At 64.0% G+C, this 21,275-nt stretch carries 21 protein-coding genes; 8 read left to right on the top strand and 13 right to left on the bottom strand.

All coding sequences use genetic code 11. The annotated features are described in order from the left end of the window. Positions 1-32: 32 nt before the first annotated feature. The 4 genes from MESS4_RS05080 (at position 33) to MESS4_RS05065 (ending at position 5,113) form a co-directional block, all read left to right on the top strand. On the top strand, positions 33-1,067 hold the full coding sequence (locus tag MESS4_RS05080; RefSeq protein WP_006327319.1) for an ABC transporter substrate-binding protein: 1,035 nt from the start codon (positions 33-35) through the stop codon (positions 1,065-1,067). Positions 1,068-1,350: 283 nt separating this feature from the next. Beyond that, positions 1,351-2,907 carry a sugar ABC transporter ATP-binding protein gene (locus MESS4_RS05075; protein ID WP_006327318.1) on the top strand — a complete coding sequence of 519 codons (1,557 nt, stop codon included), beginning with the start codon at positions 1,351-1,353 and terminating at the stop codon, positions 2,905-2,907. Next, positions 2,904-3,878, top strand: a complete 975-nt coding sequence (locus tag MESS4_RS05070) for an ABC transporter permease (RefSeq protein WP_006327317.1) — start codon at positions 2,904-2,906, stop codon at positions 3,876-3,878. Before MESS4_RS05075 ends, MESS4_RS05070 begins: the two co-directional genes overlap by 4 nt. Before the next feature lie 254 nt (positions 3,879-4,132). Continuing rightward, positions 4,133-5,113, top strand: a complete 981-nt coding sequence (locus MESS4_RS05065; protein ID WP_006327315.1) for an ABC transporter permease — start codon at positions 4,133-4,135, stop codon at positions 5,111-5,113. Positions 5,114-5,122: 9 nt separating this feature from the next. Here the strand turns inward: MESS4_RS05065 and MESS4_RS05060 are convergent, their stop codons facing one another. The 3 genes from MESS4_RS05060 to MESS4_RS34910 all read right to left on the bottom strand — a co-directional run bounded on the left by MESS4_RS05060 (position 5,123) and on the right by MESS4_RS34910 (position 8,254). Continuing rightward, positions 5,123-6,214 (bottom strand): BsuBI/PstI family type II restriction endonuclease, encoded by a 1,092-nt coding sequence (locus MESS4_RS05060; RefSeq protein WP_006327314.1) that lies wholly within the window; start codon positions 6,212-6,214, stop codon positions 5,123-5,125. Beyond that, positions 6,211-8,022 (bottom strand): N-6 DNA methylase, encoded by a 1,812-nt coding sequence (locus MESS4_RS05055; RefSeq protein ID WP_006327313.1) that lies wholly within the window; start codon positions 8,020-8,022, stop codon positions 6,211-6,213. The genes MESS4_RS05060 and MESS4_RS05055 overlap by 4 nt, the downstream gene beginning before the upstream one ends. 100 nt (positions 8,023-8,122) lie before the next feature. Next, positions 8,123-8,254, bottom strand: coding sequence for a hypothetical protein (locus MESS4_RS34910; protein ID WP_280110233.1), 132 nt, complete (start codon positions 8,252-8,254; stop codon positions 8,123-8,125). 142 nt (positions 8,255-8,396) lie between these two features. Here MESS4_RS34910 and MESS4_RS05045 point away from each other — a divergent pair, with 142 nt between their 5' ends. Together MESS4_RS05045 and MESS4_RS05040 are read left to right on the top strand one after the other, a co-directional pair. Beyond that, a complete protein-coding gene (locus MESS4_RS05045) occupies positions 8,397-9,356 on the top strand; it encodes an EamA family transporter (RefSeq protein WP_006327311.1) in 960 nt (319 codons plus the stop codon). A 96-nt stretch (positions 9,357-9,452) separates the two neighbouring features. Further along, positions 9,453-9,812, top strand: a complete 360-nt coding sequence (locus MESS4_RS05040) for a hypothetical protein (protein ID WP_006327310.1) — start codon at positions 9,453-9,455, stop codon at positions 9,810-9,812. Between the two features lie 69 nt (positions 9,813-9,881). Here the strand turns inward: MESS4_RS05040 and MESS4_RS05035 are convergent, their stop codons facing one another. Next, positions 9,882-10,361: a VOC family protein gene (locus MESS4_RS05035; RefSeq protein WP_006327309.1), complete on the bottom strand. Its 480-nt coding sequence runs from the start codon at positions 10,359-10,361 to the stop codon at positions 9,882-9,884. 454 nt (positions 10,362-10,815) lie between these two features. On the opposite strand from MESS4_RS05035, the gene MESS4_RS05030 reads away from it, so the two are divergent. Further along, the gene (locus tag MESS4_RS05030; RefSeq protein WP_006327308.1) at positions 10,816-11,835 is read left to right on the top strand and encodes an LLM class flavin-dependent oxidoreductase; all 1,020 of its coding nucleotides are present in this window, start codon (positions 10,816-10,818) and stop codon (positions 11,833-11,835) included. Positions 11,836-11,963: 128 nt separating this feature from the next. On the opposite strand, the gene MESS4_RS05025 is transcribed toward MESS4_RS05030, so the two are convergent. Then, positions 11,964-13,112, bottom strand: a complete 1,149-nt coding sequence (locus MESS4_RS05025) for an amidohydrolase (RefSeq protein WP_006327306.1) — start codon at positions 13,110-13,112, stop codon at positions 11,964-11,966. 107 nt (positions 13,113-13,219) lie between these two features. Here MESS4_RS05025 and MESS4_RS05020 point away from each other — a divergent pair, with 107 nt between their 5' ends. Continuing rightward, positions 13,220-13,663, top strand: coding sequence for an SRPBCC family protein (locus MESS4_RS05020; RefSeq protein WP_006327302.1), 444 nt, complete (start codon positions 13,220-13,222; stop codon positions 13,661-13,663). Positions 13,664-13,772: 109 nt separating this feature from the next. Here the strand turns inward: MESS4_RS05020 and MESS4_RS05015 are convergent, their stop codons facing one another. From MESS4_RS05015 to MESS4_RS04980, 8 genes are all read right to left on the bottom strand, one after another. Beyond that, on the bottom strand, positions 13,773-14,780 hold the full coding sequence (locus tag MESS4_RS05015; RefSeq protein ID WP_006327297.1) for a hypothetical protein: 1,008 nt from the start codon (positions 14,778-14,780) through the stop codon (positions 13,773-13,775). Positions 14,781-14,964: 184 nt separating this feature from the next. After that, the gene (locus MESS4_RS05010) at positions 14,965-16,464 is read right to left on the bottom strand and encodes an ATP-binding protein (protein ID WP_006327296.1); all 1,500 of its coding nucleotides are present in this window, start codon (positions 16,462-16,464) and stop codon (positions 14,965-14,967) included. A gap of 137 nt (positions 16,465-16,601) precedes the next feature. Further along, on the bottom strand, positions 16,602-17,828 hold the full coding sequence (locus MESS4_RS05005) for an MFS transporter (RefSeq protein WP_036240736.1): 1,227 nt from the start codon (positions 17,826-17,828) through the stop codon (positions 16,602-16,604). Beyond that, positions 17,825-19,213, bottom strand: a complete 1,389-nt coding sequence (locus MESS4_RS05000) for an NAD(P)-binding protein (protein ID WP_006327294.1) — start codon at positions 19,211-19,213, stop codon at positions 17,825-17,827. The genes MESS4_RS05005 and MESS4_RS05000 overlap by 4 nt, the downstream gene beginning before the upstream one ends. A gap of 47 nt (positions 19,214-19,260) precedes the next feature. Beyond that, positions 19,261-19,581 (bottom strand): metalloregulator ArsR/SmtB family transcription factor, encoded by a 321-nt coding sequence (locus MESS4_RS04995; RefSeq protein ID WP_006327293.1) that lies wholly within the window; start codon positions 19,579-19,581, stop codon positions 19,261-19,263. A 69-nt stretch (positions 19,582-19,650) separates the two neighbouring features. Next, positions 19,651-20,073: an arsenate reductase (glutaredoxin) gene (gene arsC, locus MESS4_RS04990; protein WP_006327292.1), complete on the bottom strand. Its 423-nt coding sequence runs from the start codon at positions 20,071-20,073 to the stop codon at positions 19,651-19,653. 14 nt (positions 20,074-20,087) lie between these two features. Further along, positions 20,088-20,759: an MIP/aquaporin family protein gene (locus MESS4_RS04985; RefSeq protein WP_006327291.1), complete on the bottom strand. Its 672-nt coding sequence runs from the start codon at positions 20,757-20,759 to the stop codon at positions 20,088-20,090. Positions 20,760-20,764: 5 nt separating this feature from the next. Further along, positions 20,765-21,271: an arsenate reductase ArsC gene (locus MESS4_RS04980; protein WP_006327284.1), complete on the bottom strand. Its 507-nt coding sequence runs from the start codon at positions 21,269-21,271 to the stop codon at positions 20,765-20,767. Positions 21,272-21,275 lie beyond the last annotated feature (4 nt).

The raw sequence follows: 21,275 nt of genomic DNA, 5'->3' as shown, positions 1-21,275 counted from the left end.
TGGAACTGAAATCAATGTGGAGGAGTACCAAAATGAAAAAATATCTGACCATGGTCCCGTTGCTTGCCAGCGCGGCCTTCCTGGCTTCGGTGGGCGTCTCGTCCGCCGAGGGCAAATACACGATCGGCATCTCCAACACCGTGCAGGGCAATGGCTGGCGCGAGGAGATGATCTGCGCGATGAAGGCGCAGGCGCTGGCTTCCGGCGAGGTGACGAAGCTGAACATCGCCCACCGCAACACCGATGCGGCCGGCCAGCTCGAGGACATCCGCAATTTGATCAGCGCCAAGGTCAACGCCATCGTCGTCAACCCGGCCGATCCGGCCGGCATCAAGGCGGGCCTGGAGGAAGCCACCAAGGCCGGCATCGTCGTCGTCGCCGTCGACCAGGCGGTCACCGAACCGTCGGCCTACATCATCTCCAACAACCAGGAGCAGTATGCCTATCTCGGCGCCAAATGGCTGTTCCAGCAGATGGGCGGCAAGGGCGAGGTGTTCTACATGCGTGGCGCCGCCGGCGCTTCCGCCGACAGCGACCGCGACAAGGGCTTCAAGAAGGCGCTGGCCGAATTCCCCGACGTGAAGGTCGCGCAGGAAGTTTTCACCGGCTGGCAGCAGGACCAGGCCAAGCAGCAGATGCTGTCCTTCCTCGCCACCGGAACGCCGATCAACGGCGTCTGGACGTCCGGCATCGACAACGTCATCGTCGACGCGCTGGTCGAATCGCAGGCGCCGCTGGTGCCTATCGTCGGCGCCGACAATGCCGGCTTCGTCGGCCAGCTGAGCTCGGTCAAGGACCTCGTCGGTGCCGCGGTCACCAACCCCGGCTCGATCGGTGGCGCTGGCGTGACGCTGGCGCTGCGGATCCTCGACGGCAAGAAGCCGGCGCAGCAGACCGTGCTGGTCGAGCCGCAGCTTTGGGAGAACGCCACCGAGGAAGGCAAGGCCAAGCTCAAGGCCGCGGCCGATCCGTCGCTCAGCCCGGAATGGCCGGTCTCGATCTCGATCCCGGACTGGACCACCTACACCAAGGAGCAGATCGTGGCGTGCAAGGGCCCGGGCGAGTAGGCTAGGCCTTGAGTTGCATGGCGAGGGCGGCGGGCTGCCGCCCTCGCTATGCAAAGATTTAATAGGTTGGCGCTCTACGGCGCCCCCCTCTGTCCTGCCGGACATCTCCCCCACAGGTGGGGAGATCGGCTGTCACTTCGGCTTTCGCCAATTTTCAACGTTGCAAAACGAGAGCCGGCGCCACAACTGCCAATCTCCCCCCTCGTGGGGGAGATGTCCGGCAGGACAGAGGGGGGCGCCGTAGAGCGCCAGCAAAGAGATTCTGAAGCGAGAACCACAAAATTTGACCACCAACCCACTCCTCGACGCCACCGGCGTCGCCAAGAATTACGGCGCGGTCGCGGCACTTCGCAATGCGTCGCTGTCCGTCCTGCCGGGCGAGGTTCATGCTCTGATGGGCGCCAATGGCGCTGGCAAATCGACACTCGTCAAGATCCTGACCGGCGCCATTCGCGCCGATGCCGGGCGCATCCTGATCCGCGGCGAGGCCCGCGACGTGCGCTCGCCCGCCGCCGCGCGCCGCGCCGGCCTGCTGCCCGTCTACCAGGAGCCGTCGCTGATCCCCGATCTCGATGTGCTCTCCAATTTGCGCCTGACCGGCACGCCGGTCGAGCCGTTCCGCGCCTGGGTGCGCGAGCTCGGCATCCCCGACCTCGACATACGCGACACCGCGCGCGACATCCCGCTGGCGGTGCTGCGCGTGCTTGATCTGGCGCGTGCGCTGGCCGTCGAGCCCGACGTGCTTTTGCTCGACGAGATGACGGCCGCACTTCCCGCCAACCTTGCCGAAAAAGTGCTGGAGGTCGTGCGCCGCCAGGGCGACAGCGGCCGCGCGGTGATCTTCATTTCGCACCGCTTCGTCGAGATCTCGGCGCTGTGCGACCGCGCCACCGTGCTGCGCGACGGCGAGACCGTCGGCGTCGTCGACATCGTGCCCGGCGTCGAGGAAAGGATCGTCGAGTTGATGCTCGGCGCCCGCATCGTCAAGACCCATGTCGCCGCCCGCACCGCCAGCCAGAACGCCGCGACGTCTGCCAGCCGTCCGCGCTTAGGCGTGCGCAATCTGCGCGTCGGCACCAAGCTCAACGACGTCTCCTTCGATCTCGCCGATGGCGAGGTCGCCGGCGTCGTCGCGCTCGAAGGCCAGGGTCAGGACGAGCTGTTCGCCGCCCTCGCCGGTTCGATCCGGCCATCGGGCGGCACCATCGAGGTCGACGGCCGGCCGGTGAAATTCTCTCACCCGATCGACGCCATCCGCGCCGGTCTCGCCTATGTGCCGGGCGACCGCGCCGAAGCGCTCGCCATGCAGCGCTCGGTGCGCGAGAACATTGCGCTGCCCTTCAGCGCCGCTTTGCGCAACTGGGGGCCAATTCACATGCGCCAGGAGCGCGCCAAGGTGGTCAGCGCCATCGAGCGGCTGCGGATCGACACCCGCGCGCAAGGCGAGGTGCAGCGCCTGTCCGGCGGCAACCAGCAGAAGGTGACCATTGCCCGCTGGATCGCGGCGGATGCCCGCACCATCCTGTGCTTCGACCCGACGCGCGGCATCGATGTCGGCACCAAGCAGGAGATCTACAAATTGCTGCGCGAGCTCGCCGGCCACGGCAAGTCGGTGCTGTTCTACACCTCCGAGCTCGAGGAAGTGCAGCGTGTCTGCGACCGCGTCATCGTCATCTTCGGCGGCCGCGTCGTCGATATCTTCCCGGTCGAGGAGGCCGACGAGCCGGCGCTGATGCGCGCCGCCTACGGCCTGCCGCGCGGCGCCAAGGCGGATGTCGGCATTCTTGCTGACCCCACCTCGAATTCCCCGGATTCGACCAAGCCGGGGGCGACGCCATGAGCCATCTCTTGCGCCGCCAGGGCTGGGTCGCCGGCCTGTTCGCCCTCCTCGTCGCCCTGTTCATCATCACCAAGCTGATCCAGCCGGGCTATGGCAGCGGCGATTTCGGCTCGCTCGCGCGGGCCGTTTTGCCCTACGCCTTTGCCGTCGCCGCCCAGACCGTCGTCGTCATCGCCGGCGGCATCGACCTGTCGGTCGCCGCCATGATGGCGCTGACCAGCGTCACCGCCGCCTCGATGATGAACGGCGCCTCGGAGGAGTACGCGCTTTTCGTGGTGCCCTTCGTGCTGGCCATGGGTTTTGTGCTTGGCGCCGTCAACGGCATCCTCATCGTCGTCACCCGTGTGCCCGACATCGTCGTGACGCTGGCCACGCTCTTCGTCCTGCAGGGCGCGGCCCTGCTGGTCCTCGATGCGCCCGGCGGCGCGGTCGCCGAATGGCTGAAGGGCCTGATATCGGGCACCGTACCGATACCTGGCCTGCCAGATACTATCGACGCCTGGCTGCCGAAGGCGCTGCTGGTGCTGGTCATTTGTCTGTGCGTCATCTGGATACCGCTCAGGCGCTCGAAGCTCGGCCTCTCCATCTACGCCATCGGCTCGAGCGAGCTGGCGGCCTTCCGCAGCGGCGTGCCGGTGGCGCGCACCCGCATCATCGCCTATGCGCTGTCCGGCCTGTTCGCTGCTTTTGGCGGGCTGGCGCTGACCATGAGCACCGGCATCGGCGCGCCCATCCCCGGCCCGTACCTGCTCGCCAGCGTCGCCGCCGTGGTGCTGGGCGGCGTGGCGCTCGGCGGCGGCAAGGGCGGCCTGCTTGGCCCGATCGTCGCGGTCTTCGTGCTGCGGCTGGTGCGCACCGATCTCACGCTGCTCGCCATCGACCCCAACGTCACCGCCATCATCGAGGGCGCCATCATGGTCGCCGTGGTGATGTTCGGCGCGTTTATTACGATGAGGGGGCGGCAGTCATGAGGGGCGCGCATCGTCATGGAGTCGGCGATCCTTCACGCCCCCCTCTGTCCTGCCGGACATCTCCCCCACGAGGGGGGAGATTGGATGTCATCGCGGCCTTCGCCAATCTCCGACGTTGCAGAAAAGAGTGGGACGCCAAAAACTGCCAATCTCCCCACCCGTGGGGGAGATGTCCGGCAGGACAGAGGGGGGCGCCATGGAGCACTATCCTCCCAGAACACCACCACCGGGCGAAACCAATCGCGAGCAATCTCATGAGCACAACCGCGATCCAGCCCGTCCCCTTCGGCCGCCGCGTAAAACGTTTCATGGCCGACCGGCCGCTGATCCCGCTGATCATCCTGCTGATCATCCTGGTGGTGATCCTGCAGATCCTGCGCCCCGGTATCGTCAACGAACGCTGGATCGCCAACACCATCAAATTCGCCATCCCGCTGGCGATCCTCGCCGGCTGCCAGACCATGACCATGCTGACCGGCGGCATCGATCTCTCGGTCGGCACGGTGGCGACGATGAGCGCCTTCATCATGGCCACGCAGGTCGTCAACCAGGACCCGGCGGTGGCCTTCCTGCTGGCGATGATGCCGGCGGTGCTGATCGGCCTGGTCAACGGCATCGGCGTCGGCGTCTTCCGCGTCCATCCGCTGATCATGACGCTGGGCACCAGCCTGATCGGCACCGGCTGCCTGCAGGTCTACCAGCGCACGGTGATCGCGTCGGGTGCGAAAATCCCCGACTTCCTCGCCTGGCTCGGCACCGGTGTGACCTTCGGCTTTCCCAACGCGCTGCTTTTGTTCGTGCCGCTGGCGGCCCTCATCGTCTTCACGCTCAGCCGCACCGGCTTCGGCCGCCTGCTCTACGCCGTCGGTGACAATGAGCGCGCGACGCGCCTGTCGGGCGTGCAATACTGGCAGGTCATCACCGCGCTCTACGTCATCTCCAGCGTGCTCGCCGGCATCACCGGCCTGCTCTATATCGGCCTGATCAAGGCGCCGTCGCTGTCACTCGCCGAACCGCTGGTGCTGCCCTCGGTGGCGGCAGCCGTGATCGGCGGCACCTCGATCTTCGGCGGCCGCGGCGGCTACACCGGCACCATCATCGGCGCGCTGATCCTCACCGTGCTGACGACGCTGCTGACCATCCTGCAAATGCCGGAGGGCGCGCGGCGGATTCTGTTCGGCCTGATCGTGCTGTTCGTGACGGCGGCGTATTTGCGGATTGTGGAGGAGAGATAGGGGGTGGTGCTATAGCGAGGCCCAAGGCAAACTTCCGAGTGAGCGCTCGTCGGCCGTGCCATCATGAAGCACGAGAAGTTGGGTGGGTTCCGATACGAACCAGGCGAATGACCCCCAGGCGAGTTGGGCGACAGTCTTCTTGAAGCCGGCGGATTGGCGATCCTGATAGGCTGTGAGGAACGCAATCTGTTTTCGGTCAAAACCAGCCGCATCCGTGACAGCATGGATGGCATCGCGTCGGCGATCCGTGATCGCGCCATCAGTCGCCACGACTTCAACGAACAGGATCAAGGGCTCCTTGTGGCCGAGATCGGCGAGGATGATGTCGGGCAGGTTCTTGTCAGCCTCGATCTTAAGACCGATCGCACTGGCAATGGCGTCATCGCGAACGACGACCTTGTTGCCACTCTCGCTCAGCCATAGCATGGCGGGAGCGGCTAGGAATCGCTTGGCGAACACCTCAATGACGGCTTGTGCAATGATCGAACTCGGCCCTGGCGCAAGCAGCCTCGTTTCGCCATTCGGAAAGGTAACGCGAGTGCCGGCGGCGTTGGCGGCGGCACCAGCGCGCATGATGGTCACGCGGGCCAGCGCGCCCTTGCTGAGGTGCGTTTCCTGGAAGTTCGCGATAGCAGTTTCTAGCGCTTCGCCTTCCAGCGCCGGATCGAACAGGGCAGAAAAGTCCGCTTTCAGCGCATAGCGGGGTTGACTTGAGGTTGTCGGCAAATCCTCGCGACGCAGGACGGCGCCGATCGCCACAAGGCCGTCTCGCAGCGTCTCGTCACGAATGGGCTCGCGCGTATTGTCCGCGTACCAGCGTGATCCCGCAACGATGCCGTTCTTCCGCAAGACGGTTACGGCGTAGGCATCTCGATCGGCATCGTCCGCCAGCGCTGCCTGCTCGCGGGTCATGCGATAGACATGGACAGGGCCAAGAAATCGTCCTGAACCCTCGACAGCGCCGATGTAGAGTGCGGCAAACACGGCGCTGGCGGCAAGTTCCCGGACGCAATAGATGCGGTTCGGTGTGCCTTCTGGAAAAATCAGCGGCAATCGCTCGGCGATAAGATCACGTGTCGCGTAAGGCGGCCGCGCCGTCATATAGACTTACCGTAGAGGCGGTTGCATTCCGCCTTGATCTGCTCCCGCGTTGCCCCCGCTGTGACAAGCTTCGCCAGCGCCTTGGTGCTTTCGGGTGACGGCAGCGGGAGCGCTTCGAGCTCGAAGGCCGAGACGGCGACGCTGCCGCTGATGCAGCGAAAAAGATCATCGACGACACGGCTGTTCAGCAGAGCCGCGACGACAGCCGCCGGCACCTTCGTGCTGCCGATCGCGCGAACCATGTTGAGATGGTTTTCGACAACGACGCCGCCATGTGCATCGATGAACTCTTCCGGAAGTTCCGCGGCGATCAGGCGGCGGGCCTGCTCCTTGGCGGTTGTGCGCTGAACGAGAACGCAGGGCTCCTCGACAAGCAGCCAGTCATCGCCAGCTTCCAGTTTGAAATAGGGGGCGTGGTTCTTCTTGCGCGCGCGATAGGTGAATTGGCCGTCAGAGGTAACAGACTCCGCCCAGATCAATGGATGCACGCCTTTACCGCCGACGCGGTCGCGCAATTGATCCTTGAAGCGATTCCAAACGAGCGGGCCGGTCGAGACCTCATAGCCCCAATCAGCAAGGCGATACGTCATCGTCTCGGCCTGGGCGATAAGTCGGCTGTGCTCCGGTGTGCGTGGGGCGAGCCAGGGCGCGGTGCGATCGGATGGCAAGGCTATCGTGCCATTGCGGGTAACCTTGGCTTCGGTTTCGGAGGCGACGGTCAGATAGTGTATCTGCGCGCGCTGCGGTTCAGCGCCACGCTTGTAGACGGCGAGCAGCGTCTCCTGCAGTACATCCTCGAAAACGCCGCGCCGCGCATGCACGAAGTCGATCGCGACGGGTGGTGCCTCCCAGGCGAGAAGGCTGCGCAGGGCAGAATAGTAATGGCCACCGAGAAAGCTTGTCGGCGTTAGAAAGGCGATGAGGCCGCCGTGCTTTGTCCAGCGCAGCGCGGCATCGGTGAAAACGCCGTAGAGATTGGCGTGCCCGTAAAGGCTGCGCGCATAGCGCTCTCGCAGTTCGGACGGCAGCGAGACTCGCCCGTAGGGCGGATTGCCGACAACAAGATCGAAGACGGGCTCCGGCTCGGCTTCAAGCGTATTGCGGGCCGTCACAATGGTAGGGGCAGCGCGGCCAGCTTTGGTCGCAACATCGGCGAGCGCGATTTCCATGGCGCCTTGTGCGAGCCTAGCCGCGTGAGGGTCGAGCTCGAAACCAGCAAGCCTCGTGCCGACGTGGCTGAGCGCGAAGGCAGGCTCGCACTCGCCGAGCGCGGCGATCATGCGATGCGCGGCATGAAACAGAAATGTCCCACCGCCGGCAGCGGGATCAAGAACCCGCGCAGTACGCCAATCGAGGCCTTCTTCTTCAGCCTGATCGAGAAGGCGATTGACCAAGGCCGGCGGCGTGTAGAAGGCACCGCGTTCGCCACGCTCCTTGGTTGGCAACAGGATCGGATAAAGACTGGTCACGAGATGGAGAGCTTCAAGAATAGGCAGCCGTCCGGCAGTTTCTCCGATGCTGTTGGCGAGCGCGGATGCGGGCTCGTCCAACTGCTCCGTGTCGAAGGCGAGCGAGGGGCATAATGCTGGGGAAACGCCGATGGACCTGGACAAAGCTTCCAGGGCCTGGCGGGTCAGCGAAACTGCATAGGTCTCGCGATCGCATCCGTCGATCGTCTCGGACCACGCGCGCGCCAGAAGGCGCGCTTTCGACAGGTCTCCGCGCGCGAATCTCAGTGTGCATCCGTCCACCACGGACGGCGACGTCGCACGCAACTCCGACAAGCGAATCTGTGAAACTTCTCCCATCCGGTCGACCGTAGCCTGCTAAACCCGTCTACGCGATAGCCTATCACATGTTCTTGTTATGTTCCATGTGGAAATCGTAGCGAACGCGCCCTTGTGGCAACTACTGGCGCATTAGGCGCACCGCCTCGATCCCCGCGACGTCGATCTTCGTCGTGTCCATCATCGCGTCGAACGCCCGCGTCTCGGTCAGCGTGCGCGGCTTGCAAGTAACCACCCTCGAAGTCTGGGGCATTTTCCACTCAGGGAAAGAATCACCGCGCCCGTCGAGGGGCACACGCCACCGGGCCGCATCCCCTTTCAAAACGAGATGCACGACCCAGCGACGCAGGCTATATTGCCCCCTCAACTGACGTCATCGGAGGGGAGGGCATGACATGCAGGCAGTGCCGATAGCTCATCAAGCAGCGCAACCAGTTGTCGTGCCCATATCCTCCATGACCGGCTATCCGGCCGCCGTGCTGTGCTGGCTGCTTTCGGCCGGTGTCTATATCGCGGCCAAATGGGTGGCGCCTGAAATGCCGCCCTGGGGGCTCTGCTTCTGGCGGCTGGCGCTGGCTTGCGCCATCCTGCTGCCGATCGTGCACCGTCATCACGAGGCGATGATCGGGCTTTTGCGGACGCGCGCCCTGGAGGTCGTCGCCGTGGGGGCGATCGGCCTGACGCTGTGCCAGGGCATGATCTATCATGGCCTCAACGACACCGACGCCACCACGGCCGGCATCATCATGGCGCTGTCGCCTGTGATGACGATGGTGCTTGCCCGTTTCGTGCTTGGCGAGCCGCTCGGGCTGTGGAAGTCGCTTGGCGCGGTTGTTGCGCTGGCCGGGATGGTTTTCATCGTCGCGCGCGGGGACCTGACGGCGCTGCTGCAACTCAAGTTCAACGCCGGCGAGTTGTGGATCGTCGGCAGCGCGTTCTGCTGGAGCCTGTACACTGTTCTGTTGCGCCGCGCCAAATTCGGCATCGAACTCCTGCCGATGGTCGTGCTGCTGCTCGGCGCCGGCGCGCTGGTCGCCCTGCCGTTCCATCTATGGGAATTGTTCAACGACGAACGCTCCACCATGGACGTCGACAGCGTGGTCGCGCTCGCCTATCTGGCCGGCCCCGGCGGCGCCTTGATGTACTATCTCTACAACAAAAGCGTGGAAACGCTTGGCGCGAGCCGGGCGAGCATGCTGCTCTATCTGCAGACGGTGTTCGTCGCCATACTAGCCTATCTGCTGCTCGGAGAGGGCTTGCACGACTACGATCTGGTCGGGGCGGCCTTCATCGTCGCCGGTATCGTGCTCGCCACCGTGGTCAAACCCAGGCCGGCTCAACCACGCGTGGCGTAGAAATCTTGCGCTTGACGGACGAGGAATTTGCCCGGATCTACTTGTGGGAAGAAGAGTTCTGTATAACTCTCCACAATGCTTGGGGAAGGTTTCGGGATGAGAATTGCGGTAGTCGTCGCCCTGGCCGCGACATTGGCTGGATGCGTGACCTCTCCGGTCGAGTACGAAGCGTCGCTTTCGCAGCAAGACCCGAAATGGCTGTCGCCGGAATGCCAGCAAGCCCGCATGGCGGCTTCGGATTACGACGCACGCGAAAAAGAGCACCCGGGGTGGGGCTTCGGCGTCTTGCTTGGCCCTTACTCGTTAGGGCTCGTGGCTGCCATCAAGGAGCACGAGCAGAAGCAGCGAAAGCTGTTCGCCCGCGAGATGCACTTGCAGTGCTCAGGCCTGCCACTGCCAAAGGAGTTGGAGGGCGATCCCCAGGACGCCCGTGCAAATCAGACGAAATATCCCTAGGCACCACGACCCGCCTTCCTTCGCCGACGAGGGGAAAGCCGGCTTCCGGCGCTAAGCGGACATGGCGCGTCAGCCGCGCCGTGCCGCGTCGATCGCGGCGACGTCGATCTTCTTCATGTCCATCATCGCATCGAAGGCGCGCTTGGCTTCGTCGCCGCCGGCCGCCATCGCCTCGGTCAGCGTGCGCGGGGTGATCTGCCAGGACAGGCCCCATTTGTCCTTGCACCAGCCGCAGGCGCTCTCCTGGCCGCCATTGCCGACGATGGCATTCCAGTAGCGGTCGGTTTCCTGCTGATCGTCGGTGGCGATCTGGAACGAGAAGGCCTCGCTCTGTTTGAACGCGGGACCGCCATTGAGGCCGAGACAGGGAACGCCGGCAACGGTGAATTCGACCGTCAATACGTCGCCCTTCTTGCCCGACGGAAAGTCGCTGGGAGCACGATGGACGGCACTCACCGCGCTGTCGGGAAAGGTCTCGGCATAGAAGCGGGCCGCGGCCTCCGCGTCCTTGTCGTACCAGAGGCAAATCGTATTCTTCGGGATCGGCATTCGCATGTTCCTTTCCGTTCAAGGCCAGATTTTTGTCTCGTGCGCCCTCGTTCGAGATAGGTCGCCGAGCGCTTTTCTCCACCCCGATGGTGAGGATTCGTAAATGGATCCTTGCGAAGAGGACCCCCACCCCTAACCCCTCCCCACAAGGGGGAGGGGGACTTCCGTTGGCGCTGACCTCGGCAATTTCCTGCCTTTTGGCGTCAAAGAGGAAGTAAAGGCACGCGGCAGCGTTCCCTCCCCCTTGTGGGGAGGGTTAGGGTGGGGGTCCTCTTCGCAAGAATCCATTTGCGATTGCGGAAGCAAATGGCAGGCGCAGCCGACCACTTCGCGTTACAGCCCAAAAATGTGTTCAGGGAATCATGGGCAGCCTTCCAAAGCTGATCCTTGCGTGGCGAATCGACGGGTTCATCACTAGATGACACCCACCTCTCACACAGACGCGGACCCACCCATGAAGAAAATCGGCTTTCTGTCGTTCGGACACTGGACCCCCTCGAACCAGTCGCAGACACGCTCCGCCTCCGACACGCTCCTGCAATCGATAGATCTGGCCGTCGCCGCCGAGCAACTTGGCGCCGACGGCGCTTATTTCCGCGTGCATCACTTCGCCCGCCAGCTCTCATCGCCATTCCCGCTTCTGGCCGCGATCGGCGCCAGGACCGGCCGCATCGAGATCGGCACCGCGGTGATCGACATGCGCTATGAGAACCCGCTCTATATGGCCGAGGATGCCGGCGCGGCCGATTTGATTGCCGGCGGGCGCCTACAGCTCGGCATCAGCCGTGGCTCGCCCGAACAGGTCATCGACGGTTGGCGCTACTTCGGCTACGCGCCGGCGGAGGGGGAAAGCGACGCCGACATGGCCCGCCGCCACACCAGCGTTTTCCTCGACATTCTCGGGGGAAAAGGTTTTGCGCAACCAAACCCGCGGCCGATGTTCCCGAACCCGCCCGGCCTGCTGCGTCTCGAGCCGCACTCCGAAGGCCTTCGCCACCGGATCTGGTGGGGCGCGGCCACCAACGCGACGGCGGAGTGGGCCGCGAAATTAGGGATGAACCTGCAGAGCTCCACCCTGAAATTCGACGAGAGCGGAAAGCCGTTTCACATCCAGCAGGCCGAGCAGATTCGCGCCTTCCGCGCCGCCTGGAAGGAGGCCGGACATGGACGCGAGCCGCGGGTGTCGGTAAGCCGCAGCATCTTCGCCCTGGTCGACGATCGCGACCGCGCCTATTTCGGCCGCGGCGACAGCCAGGATCACTTCGGTTACATCGAGCCCGAAAAACTCGCCGTCTTTGGCCGCAGCTACGCCGCCGAGCCGGAAATCCTCATCGAGCAGCTGAAAGGCGACGAGGCCATCGCCGAGGCCGACACGCTGCTGCTCACCGTGCCGAACCAGCTCGGCGTGGACTACAACGCCCACGTCATCGAGGCGATCCTGACCCAAATCGCCCCGGCGTTGGGGTGGCGGTGACTGCCGTGGCCCACATGCCCGCCCCGCCCGGCCTGCCTGGTTTTGCCGGCACTCTTTGGCTGAGCCTCCTGTTCGCCCATCATTTGGCAACGGCCGAACGTCGATGTTCTGCGTCAGAGTTTAGCCCATCAGCCCAGAAGGTTGCGCGCCGTGCGCATGAATATTCTTGATCCGATCGGTATCAGATCGTCCGGAAAGTCATAGTCGGGATTGTGCAATGCCGGGTGCCGCTCGCCCGCGCCGAGGAAGAACATGGCCGACGCTGCGCTGTGCCCGAACAGGCCGAAGTCTTCCGAGGCGCGCATCGGGAGGTCTTCCTCGCCTCGCGTAACGCCCTCCTCATCGAGAGCCTGCCACAGATGCTGCACGGCATCCGGGGCGTTGACGCTGGCAACAAATATCTCGTGATAGTCGTACCGGGCGGAAAGCCGATGCTGGTCCGCGATCCTTGTGACCAGCGCTTCCGCGGCGGCGCACAGGTCCGCCATGCGGTCATCGCGGCGGGTACGCAGTGTCGCCCAGACTTGCGCCTGACCGGGCGCGATGCCGAATACGGCTTCGCCCATCAGGGCATGGGTGACGGTCACCATGCTGAAGTCGTCGTCGGCAAAGGTTCCGCGCCCGAGCGCAGGCAGCGCCGGCATCAACTGACTGACCGCCATCATTGGCGAGATGCCCGTTTCGGGCATGGACGAATGCGCGGTCTTGCCGTCCAGCACGATCCGCATGCCGCGTGAAGCACAGTTGACCACGCCGGTTTTGACCCGCACCTCGCCGAACGGCACGCCAGGCAGATTATGCAGCGAGAACGCAAAATCCGGCGCGATCTCGCCGAAGCGCGGATCGGCGACGACGCCGGCAGCGCCATTGCCGGTTTCTTCCGCCGGCTGGAACATCAGCACGACGCGGCCACGGGCGGGTCTTTCGCGCCCGAGCTGCCGGCCAAGCGCGGCGAGGATCACGGTGTGTCCGTCATGGCCACACATATGCGACTTTCCCGGCACGAGGGATGAATAGGACATGCCTGAAAGCTCATGAATTGGCAGAGCATCGAGTTCCGACCGGAACATGACCGTCGGTCCCGCCTTGCCGCTTTCATATATGGCCGCCACACCCTGGCCGCCCAATCCGGTCAGCACTTTGTCCGGCCTTGTATCGGCGAGGAAGTCGATGACCTCCCTGGCGGTCTTCTCCTCCTCATTTGAGATTTCCGGATGCTGGTGCAGCTTGCGGCGCCATGCCGTAAGCTCGACAATGTCTCGATTGGTCAGGGTCACGTTTTTAAGACTCCGCTTGTGCTACAAAAATCTGGGAGCGTGTGTCGGGATGGCCAGGCCCTGTTCGTCCTTGGGGCATCGATACGCAATCAGAAAGGACATACGATATGCCAAGCACCGTACGTTTGCACCGCGTCCTGGCGACCAGCCCGGAGAAGGTCTACCGCGCATTCCTCGAAGCGGACGCGCTTGCAAAGTGGCTTCCACCGAACGGCTTCACCTGCACGGTTCATCACCTCGACGCAAAAGTCGGCGGCACCTTCAAAATGTCCTTCCGCAACTTCACGACGGGCGACAGCCACGCCTTCGGTGGCGAGTATATCGAGCTCGTTCCCGGCGAGCGCCTGCGCTACACTGACAGGTTCGACGATCCCAACCTGCCTGGCGAGATGGAGGTGACCGTGACCTTGAAGAAAGTGTCGGTCGGCACGGAACTCGATATCACGCAGGCAGGTATTCCGGACGCCATTCCGGCTGAGGCTTGCTATCTCGGCTGGCAGGAGTCGCTCAGAAACCTGGCAAGGCTCGTCGAACCCGAGATCAACCAATAGAGTCCGGACGCGCCCATTCCTGCCTCCGTTTTACGGTCTCACGGTGCGAGCGGCAGCGGTCGCATTGCGCGTGCCGAGTCCGATCAACGCAACCGGCACGCGACAAGGCTCACGGCTCCTTGCAGATCGGCACTGGCTGTGGCGGCGGTGTAGGATGATCCTTCCTGTACTGAGCGATGATCGGCTCGAGGATTTTTCCTGGCCAGAATTTCGGAGCGCCGATCTCCTTCAGGCAGGATGCATCCCAATAAGGCCCAGTGCCCGACAGCGAACCCCCGCTCACCACTGTTTTCGCGACGGCGGCGATATCGCGTGATTCAGGGTAGATGTAGAGCGTCGTCGGGTCGTCCTTCACCATCGGGATGATCTGCTCCGCGTCCGCCGGCGACCAGCTCGTGCAGCCATTGCTGCGGCCGGCGGCGTAATTCACCAGTCTGCCAAACGGCACGTAACCATCATGGTTGGCATAAGAGCTGTTCGGGTTTTTCCGCAGGCACATTCCCCTCAGCAACGCGGCCGCGTGCCCGCCGATCGCTCGTTGTCTGGCGTTCGCGGTCTCGCCTTCGCCGTCAAACTGCACGAAGGTGCGCAGCAACACAGCGTCCTGTTTCGCTCCTACCCGGTAATAGCCTTTGAACAACGTTCTCGCCTCGCCGGTCACATAGGCCCCGCCTGCGGTCAATTCAGAATCCATCGCATTGCCGAAGTTTTTCGCGCACCGTCTTCCGTTGGCGAAATCGACGACGCCTTTCAAATTGCGGCCGCCGCCATGGCCTGCCGAGACCGCGCGAAACGAGCGACTGGCTTCGCAGATGACGTAATAGCGGCGCCCCAGCACGCCATTGCCCAGATCGCCGGGGCGTGTCGCATCCATGGCGAAGTAGCAGGGGTTCTTGACGGCGCCTTCGCCCACCTTTTTCAGGTAAAGCGCGCGTGCCCTCTCCAGCACCACTTGGGCGATTTGACCTTCGCCCTCGCCTATATGCACCTGTAGCCAGGCCGGGACATCAGATCGTTGCAATGCGGCAAAGGATCGGGCCGACGCCGTCAAGGCGATGACGATGACGAGGAGGCTGAGGATGTTTACGATACCGAGAGGGACAGATCTCAACCGCACCGGGTCAATTCTCCCGCCAAAGCCGTTTTGCGATTCCTTGCGGGTGTTGCCGCCGGGAATCGATCATAGAGGGCCTCGCGCCATCAGGCGAAACACATCTTGTTCAGCGCCTCACCAGGAAACCTGCATGAAGGACCATGGTGTGGGCCGACACGGCATAGACTCAAGGCGACACCACCGTCGATCACACAGCCAGGCTCCCCTGCTTCGCCTCCTCGGCATTAGGGTCGCCCGGTGCCGTTGCCCAGGCGAGTTCCACGAGCGTCACGGTGCGCCGGCCGGTCCCGTCGAGCTGGCAGACAATGAGGCCTTGTTCCTCGATATAGGTCAGCAGGCGCCGGGCGCGGCGCAGCGAGTGCGAGCCATAGGCGCGGGCGATCGCCGCATCGCTTGGGCAAGGCCAGCCCTCCTTCGCCGCACGCGCGATCATCATGAACACGCCTTGCATGTCCTCGGGCAGAAGCGAGGCGCGCACCGAGACATCCTGCCAGGCGTCATCCCCCGTCATGTCGGAGCCAAGGCCGGCGCGGGCCCGCGTCAGCATGCGGCGGAATTCCGGCAGATCCGGCACGGCCGAGGCGAGGCCCTCGATCCGGCAGCGGACCACGAACTCCTGATAAAGCACGCCGATGACACGGAACCCCGCGTCGGGTTGCGCCAGAATGGCGCGCAGAACCCGGTCCACCCGCTCACGCCGCTGCGCCAAATCCTCGGCGCTGATCGGCGCCTCCACCGGTTCTGGGCGGATTTCCAGCGCCGCCGACTTCGCCGCCATCAGTTGATCGAGCAGGTCCGGCGACGACCGGCGCTGCGGCCGGACAGTTTCCGGCGGCGGCGCCGCCAGGATGATGGCGCGGGCGTCCTCGAGTGCTGATTCCGGCAGCGGCATCAGCCGCGGGGTGCCATTGCGCGGACTTGTGTCCGTCGGGCCGATGCGCACGCCGAGCGGACGGCGCGACAGCGCCGGGCCGAGCGCCATGAATTGCCCGCGCTCCAGGTCGCGAAAGGCCTCCGCCTGCCGCCGCTCCATGCCCAGCAGATCGGCCGCGCGCGCCATGTCGATATCGAGAAAGGTTCGGCCCATGAGGAAATTGGAAGCCTCGGCCGCGACGTTCTTGGCGAGCTTGGCCAGCCGCTGGGTGGCGATGATCCCAGCCAGCCCGCGTTTGCGGCCCCGGCACATCAAATTGGTCATGGCGCCGAGCGAGAGCTTGCGTGCCTCGTCCGAAACCTCGCCCGCCACGGCCGGCGCGAACAGCTGCGCCTCGTCCACCACCACCAGCATCGGATACCAATGGTCGCGGGCGACCTCGAACAGCCCGCCGAGGAAGGCGGCAGCGCGCCGCATCTGGTTCTCGGCGTCGAGCCCTTCGAGATTGAGCACCGTCGAGACGCGATGGATGCGCGCCCGCTCGCCGGCGCTCTGCAGGCCGCGCTCGGTATGCTCCTCGGCATCGATCACCAGATGGCCGAAACGGTCGCCCAGCGACACGAAGTCGCCTTCGGGGTCGATGATGGTCTGCTGCACCCAGGGCGCGCTCTGCTCCAGCAGCCGCCGCAGCAGATGCGATTTGCCGGAGCCCGAATTGCCCTGCACCAGCAGCCGGGTCGCCAGCAGCTCCTCAAGATCCAGCGCCGCCGGAGCGCCCGCGGTCGTATGCCCCATCTCGATCGCAACGGTCATGTCTCGACTCTCCTTGGCGGAGAGGGCTTATCAACCCGATCGCGGCCCGTCGAGCGCCCATGGCCGACCGCTCCCGTGTTGCGCACAAGCTGGACGCAGCTCGCCATTGTGACGTCGAGACTTCGCAGCGCCGGCGATTATGGAACAGACTCGATTCCCGTGGCTCCGGGCCGGAAAAGCAGCAGCGCGAGCCCGCCGACCAGCACCACATTGACCAATGCAAGTGCTGACAGCACGGCAAGCATGCCATGCGCACCGGCTTGTTCGATAAGCAGCGCGCCCATCGAAGGGGCGGCTGCTTGAGCAATCAAGCTTGGCATGGCCAGACGACCCATAAGCTTGGCATAGCCGGAGGCGCCAAATAGGGCTAGTGGCAACGTCCCCCGGGCAATTGATTCCAGGCCAATGCCGGCACCACAAAACGCCAAGGCGGCCGGGACGATCGGCATTCCCATCCAGAGAGCCGACACCCCGATCGCCACACACCCGACCGACACGAACTTGGTCCATATCGGGTGATGGAAACGGGCAATGACCATCTCGACTGCACGCGCGCCGACCTGCGACGGCCCGACAAGCGCGCCCAGTCCCACTGCGGCGGCCAACGCCATGCCGCTCGACTGGAGGACAGTCAGAAGGTGGACGGAGAGGGTCGAAGATATGACGGCCGCGAGCGATATGGTTGTCGCCAGGATGACCATGACCGGCGTCGATCTCGTCCCGAGGCCGGAGGGCGCAACTATGGTCTGATCAGGTTGGCTGGCGGAACCGGCAACGCCGCGCGGCAGAATGAGGAGATACAGCGGCAGAGCGATCAGCAATTGCACGGCGGCATAGACCAGACATGCTCCTCGCCAGCCGACCTCTCCCATCAAAAAAGCCGAGAGCGGCCAGCAGACGGTGCTTGCAAAACCGCCGAAGAGCGTGAGGCCGGTGATAGCGGATCTTGCTCCATGGCCATAAAGGCGACCCAGCGTCGCGAAGGCGGCGTCGTAAAGACCAGCCCCCATGCCAAGTCCGATCACCAGCCAAGCCGCTATGTAAACGATCAGGTTGGGAGCGGCAGCCAATCCAATCTGTCCGATCCCGATGAAAAGCGCGCTGATCGCCAAAACATTTCGCCCGCCACGCTTCTCGATGGCAATTCCTACATATGGCGAGATCAACCCGGCTATCAGCAGTCCGAGGGACAGCCCTCCAACAACCCATGCCAGCGGCCAGCCTGTCTCGGCCGCGACCGTCGGCGCAATGACGGCCGGGAGATAGTAGGACGATCCCCATGCCATGATCTGCGTTACGCCCAACGCCGCGACGATCGTGCGGCGGCTGCGCATTACGGCCGTGGAAGGCGGCACAAGGCTCATGCTGCGACGCCACAGCCGCATCCCGGCTTGCCGCCCGCCTTTGCCTCGGCATCCGCCACACAGCAGGCATCGACGACCGCCGACGCCGGCCTGCCGCAACAACCTTGGGATGAGGTATTTGAAACAGATACCGGCACAACGCAAACGCCGGTCTCGGGCAACACCAGTTGCACGGCGTCGGCGGCGGCCATGTCGCCGGCGATCGCCGCGGCGACCGAGCGGACCTGCTCGTAGCCCGTCAGCAGCAGGAAGGTCGGCGCCCGGCCATAGCTCTTGATTCCGACCGTGTAAAAATCCTGTTCCGGATGGCTGAGCTCACGGTGGCCATGCGGAGGCACGTCGCCGCAGGAATGTTCGTTGGGATCGATGAGCGGCCCCAGCGCCTTGACGCTTTCAAGCCACGGATCGAGGTCCAGCCGAAGCTCCCGGGTCAAGGCGAGGTCGGGACGCTGGCCCGTCGCGGCGATGATCCGGTCGACGGGACCGAGCGTGCGCAATCCGTCCTTCGTTTGCCCCTCGACCATCAGACGGCCGTCGACCTCACGGATGGCGACGGTGGCAAAACCGGTCACCAGCCGGACGCGGCCGCTCTCGACGAGATCGCGTGTATCGGAGCCAAGCTCGCCCCGCGCCGGCAAGGCATCGGCATCGCCACCGCCATAGATGCGCACAAGATCGGTGCCGCGAGTCACCCAGAGTGCCGAGGTGCCCGGTTCGGTTTCCGCTAGCCTGGCCAGCTCCAGCAAGGCATTGGCGGTGGAATGGCCGGAACCGGCAACCAATGTCGTGTGGCCTGCATAAAGGTGACGGTCCCGACCGAGGACGTCCGGTATGCCATAGGCAATCCGGCCGCCGAGCTCGATCTCGCCTTCTGCCGCAACACCGCCCGCGCCGAGCGGGTTCGGCGTCTGCCATGTGCCGGAGGCATCGATGACCGCGCGGGCCATATCGCGTCGCTGGCCATCTGCCGTCTCGACCACAAGCATGAAGGGTTTTTGTTCACGACCCTTGCTCGGAACCTTGTCGGCGCCCCACCGGGAAACGGCGACGACACGGGCACTGGTCTCGATCGATGGGGCCAGTTCGGAAAGCCTTGCGAGCGGAGCGAGATACTGCTCGACGATTTCTTCAGCCGTGGGGAATGTCTCCGGCTCCGGCATGTGCCAGCCATGGCTTTCGAGAAGTTTTCGGGCGACCGCGTCGACACAATAGCGCCATGGCGTGAAAACCCGCACATGGCCCCAATCCAGCAGGTTCGACCCGACCGCGGACCCGGCCTCATAGACCTTGACCGGGAGACCGCGGCTGATGAGCTGGGCGGCCGCGGCCAGGCCAACCGGACCGCCGCCAATGATGGCCACCGGGAGATTGCTGTCGACGACCATGGCACACCTTCTATCTTTCTAGGACTATGGAAATAGTCGGCAAAAAATTACGCGGCCGCCTCACCTGTAGCCGGACCGCATGCGGCGTCGGCGCAGCATTCGTCGGCGAGAAAACCAAGCAGATCGTTCATCACGGGATAATTGGCACGGCAGATCAGCGTCGTTGCCTGGCGTTCCTGGGTGACCAGGCCGGTCAGGATGAGCCGGTGGAGATGATGCGACAGGGTCGACGCGGCGATGCCGAGCGTCTCTTGCAGATATCCGACCGGTCGCCCGGCCTCGCCTGCCCTGACCAGCGTGCGATAGAGATTGAGCCGCGTCGGATTGCCGAGCGCCTCAAGCTGCTTTGCTGCTTGTTCGAGTTTCATGGAAATAAGCTAGCGCCGGCCGGCATGTGACGTCAAGCGCTATTTCCAGGATTATCGAAATACTAGGTTTCAGATGATGCGCCGCCCCGACGCATCGATCACCACTTCGCCGTCTTCCTTGGTGAACGGCCCGATATCGCGATTGGGCAGGATGTCGAGAACCGCTTCGGACGGCCGCGCCAGAACGACGCCGAGCGGGCTCACCACGATCGGCCGGTTGATCAGGATTGGATGCGCCAGCATGAAGTCGAGAATCTCGTCGTCGCTCCACTTCGGATCGCCGAGCTTGAGTTCGGCGTAAGGCGTGCCCTTCTCGCGCAGCAATTCGCGCGGCGTCATCCCCATTGCCGCGATGAGCTCGACCAGCCGTTCCCGCGGCGGTGGGTCCTTCAGATACTCGATCACCTCCGGCTCCTCGCCGGACTGCCTGATGATGGCGAGCGTGTTGCGCGAGGTGCCGCAATCGGGGTTATGGTAGATGGTTACGGTCATTGCGCGGCTTTCATCTATCTGACTGGCTTCGGTTCAGTGAGCAGCCAGCTGGCCAAGGCCATGGCGAGGAGCGCGCCCAAAAATTCGGCGAGGATGAACCCCGGCAGGTCGACGGGACGGATGCCCGCGAACGTGTTGGAAAAGGCCCTGGCGATGGCGACCGCCGGATTGGCGAAGGACGTCGATGCGGTAAACCAGTAGGCCGCGGTGATGTAGAGCCCGACCAGCCAGGGTATCGCATCCGAACGGAAGCGAAGACCCGCGAGAATGGTGAAGACCAGGCCGAATGTCGCCACCGCTTCCGCAAGCCATTGTCCGCTTCCCGTTCTGACGGTCTCCGATATCTGCACGATCGGCTGCTCGAACATGGCGTGCGCCAGAAACGTTCCCGCGATGCCGCCTGCGACTTGAGCCAGGAGATAGGCCAGCGCGGCGTTCGCCGCTATTTCGCGCCTGAGCGCAAAGACCAGCGTCACCGCTGGATTGAAATGCGCGCCCGAGATCGGGCCGAGTATGGTGATCAGCACCACAAGGATCGCCCCTGTCGGCAAGGTGTTGCCGAGCAGGGAGACGGCGACGTCGTCCGTCAAACGGTCCGCCATGATGCCCGAACCGACCACCGTGGCGACGAGCATCGCCGTGCCGAGCGCTTCCGCGACGATGCGACGGGAAAGATCAGCCGCCATGATCTCTAGCCGGCTATCGGAAGATTGCGGCCGATTTCATCCAGCCGTTTCTGCAGGGCGAGTTTGTCGATCATGTTCATCGGCAGGCTGACGAAGATCGAAATCCGGTTGTTGAGCATGCGATAGGCTTCGGCGAAGGCCAGATGCTTTTCTGCGTCCGTGCCTTCGACAGCGGCCGGATCGGGCACGCCCCAATGCGCCGTCATCGGCTGGCCCGGCCAGATCGGGCAGGATTCATTAGCCGCGTTGTCGCAGACCGTGAAAACGAAATTCATTTCAGGGGCGCCGGGAACCGCGAATTCCTGCCAGTCTTTCGAACGGGCGAAGGACGTATCGTGGTTGAGGGTTTGCAAAAGCTGGAGTGCGAACGGATGGACCGCTCCCTTCGGGTGCGATCCGGCCGAATAGGCCTTGAATTTGCCGGCTCCGACACGGTTGAGAATGGCCTCGGCGAGAATCGACCGTGCCGAATTGCCGGTGCAGAGGAAAAGAACATTGTAGGTTTCGCTCATGACG

Origin of the sequence: Mesorhizobium sp. STM 4661, from assembly GCF_000359125.1 — a bacterium.
Taxonomy (GTDB): domain Bacteria; phylum Pseudomonadota; class Alphaproteobacteria; order Rhizobiales; family Rhizobiaceae; genus Mesorhizobium.
This window is presented reverse-complemented; position numbering and strand designations above follow the sequence as displayed.

Coding starts and splice junctions, on each gene's coding strand:
- MESS4_RS05045 (WP_006327311.1), top strand. CDS start 8,397: ATGCAGGCAGTGCCGATAGCTCATCAAGCAGCGCAACCAGTTGTCGTG.
- arsC (WP_006327292.1), bottom strand. CDS start 20,073: ATGACCGTAACCATCTACCATAACCCCGATTGCGGCACCTCGCGCAAC.
- MESS4_RS05055 (WP_006327313.1), bottom strand. CDS start 8,022: ATGGGAGAAGTTTCACAGATTCGCTTGTCGGAGTTGCGTGCGACGTCG.
- MESS4_RS05040 (WP_006327310.1), top strand. CDS start 9,453: ATGAGAATTGCGGTAGTCGTCGCCCTGGCCGCGACATTGGCTGGATGC.
- MESS4_RS04995 (WP_006327293.1), bottom strand. CDS start 19,581: ATGAAACTCGAACAAGCAGCAAAGCAGCTTGAGGCGCTCGGCAATCCG.
- MESS4_RS05005 (WP_036240736.1), bottom strand. CDS start 17,828: ATGAGCCTTGTGCCGCCTTCCACGGCCGTAATGCGCAGCCGCCGCACG.
- MESS4_RS04985 (WP_006327291.1), bottom strand. CDS start 20,759: ATGGCGGCTGATCTTTCCCGTCGCATCGTCGCGGAAGCGCTCGGCACG.
- MESS4_RS05070 (WP_006327317.1), top strand. CDS start 2,904: ATGAGCCATCTCTTGCGCCGCCAGGGCTGGGTCGCCGGCCTGTTCGCC.
- MESS4_RS05020 (WP_006327302.1), top strand. CDS start 13,220: ATGCCAAGCACCGTACGTTTGCACCGCGTCCTGGCGACCAGCCCGGAG.
- MESS4_RS05065 (WP_006327315.1), top strand. CDS start 4,133: ATGAGCACAACCGCGATCCAGCCCGTCCCCTTCGGCCGCCGCGTAAAA.
- MESS4_RS04980 (WP_006327284.1), bottom strand. CDS start 21,271: ATGAGCGAAACCTACAATGTTCTTTTCCTCTGCACCGGCAATTCGGCA.
- MESS4_RS05000 (WP_006327294.1), bottom strand. CDS start 19,213: ATGGTCGTCGACAGCAATCTCCCGGTGGCCATCATTGGCGGCGGTCCG.
- MESS4_RS05010 (WP_006327296.1), bottom strand. CDS start 16,464: ATGACCGTTGCGATCGAGATGGGGCATACGACCGCGGGCGCTCCGGCG.
- MESS4_RS05080 (WP_006327319.1), top strand. CDS start 33: ATGAAAAAATATCTGACCATGGTCCCGTTGCTTGCCAGCGCGGCCTTC.
- MESS4_RS05060 (WP_006327314.1), bottom strand. CDS start 6,214: ATGACGGCGCGGCCGCCTTACGCGACACGTGATCTTATCGCCGAGCGA.
- MESS4_RS34910 (WP_280110233.1), bottom strand. CDS start 8,254: ATGCCCCAGACTTCGAGGGTGGTTACTTGCAAGCCGCGCACGCTGACC.
- MESS4_RS05030 (WP_006327308.1), top strand. CDS start 10,816: ATGAAGAAAATCGGCTTTCTGTCGTTCGGACACTGGACCCCCTCGAAC.
- MESS4_RS05035 (WP_006327309.1), bottom strand. CDS start 10,361: ATGCCGATCCCGAAGAATACGATTTGCCTCTGGTACGACAAGGACGCG.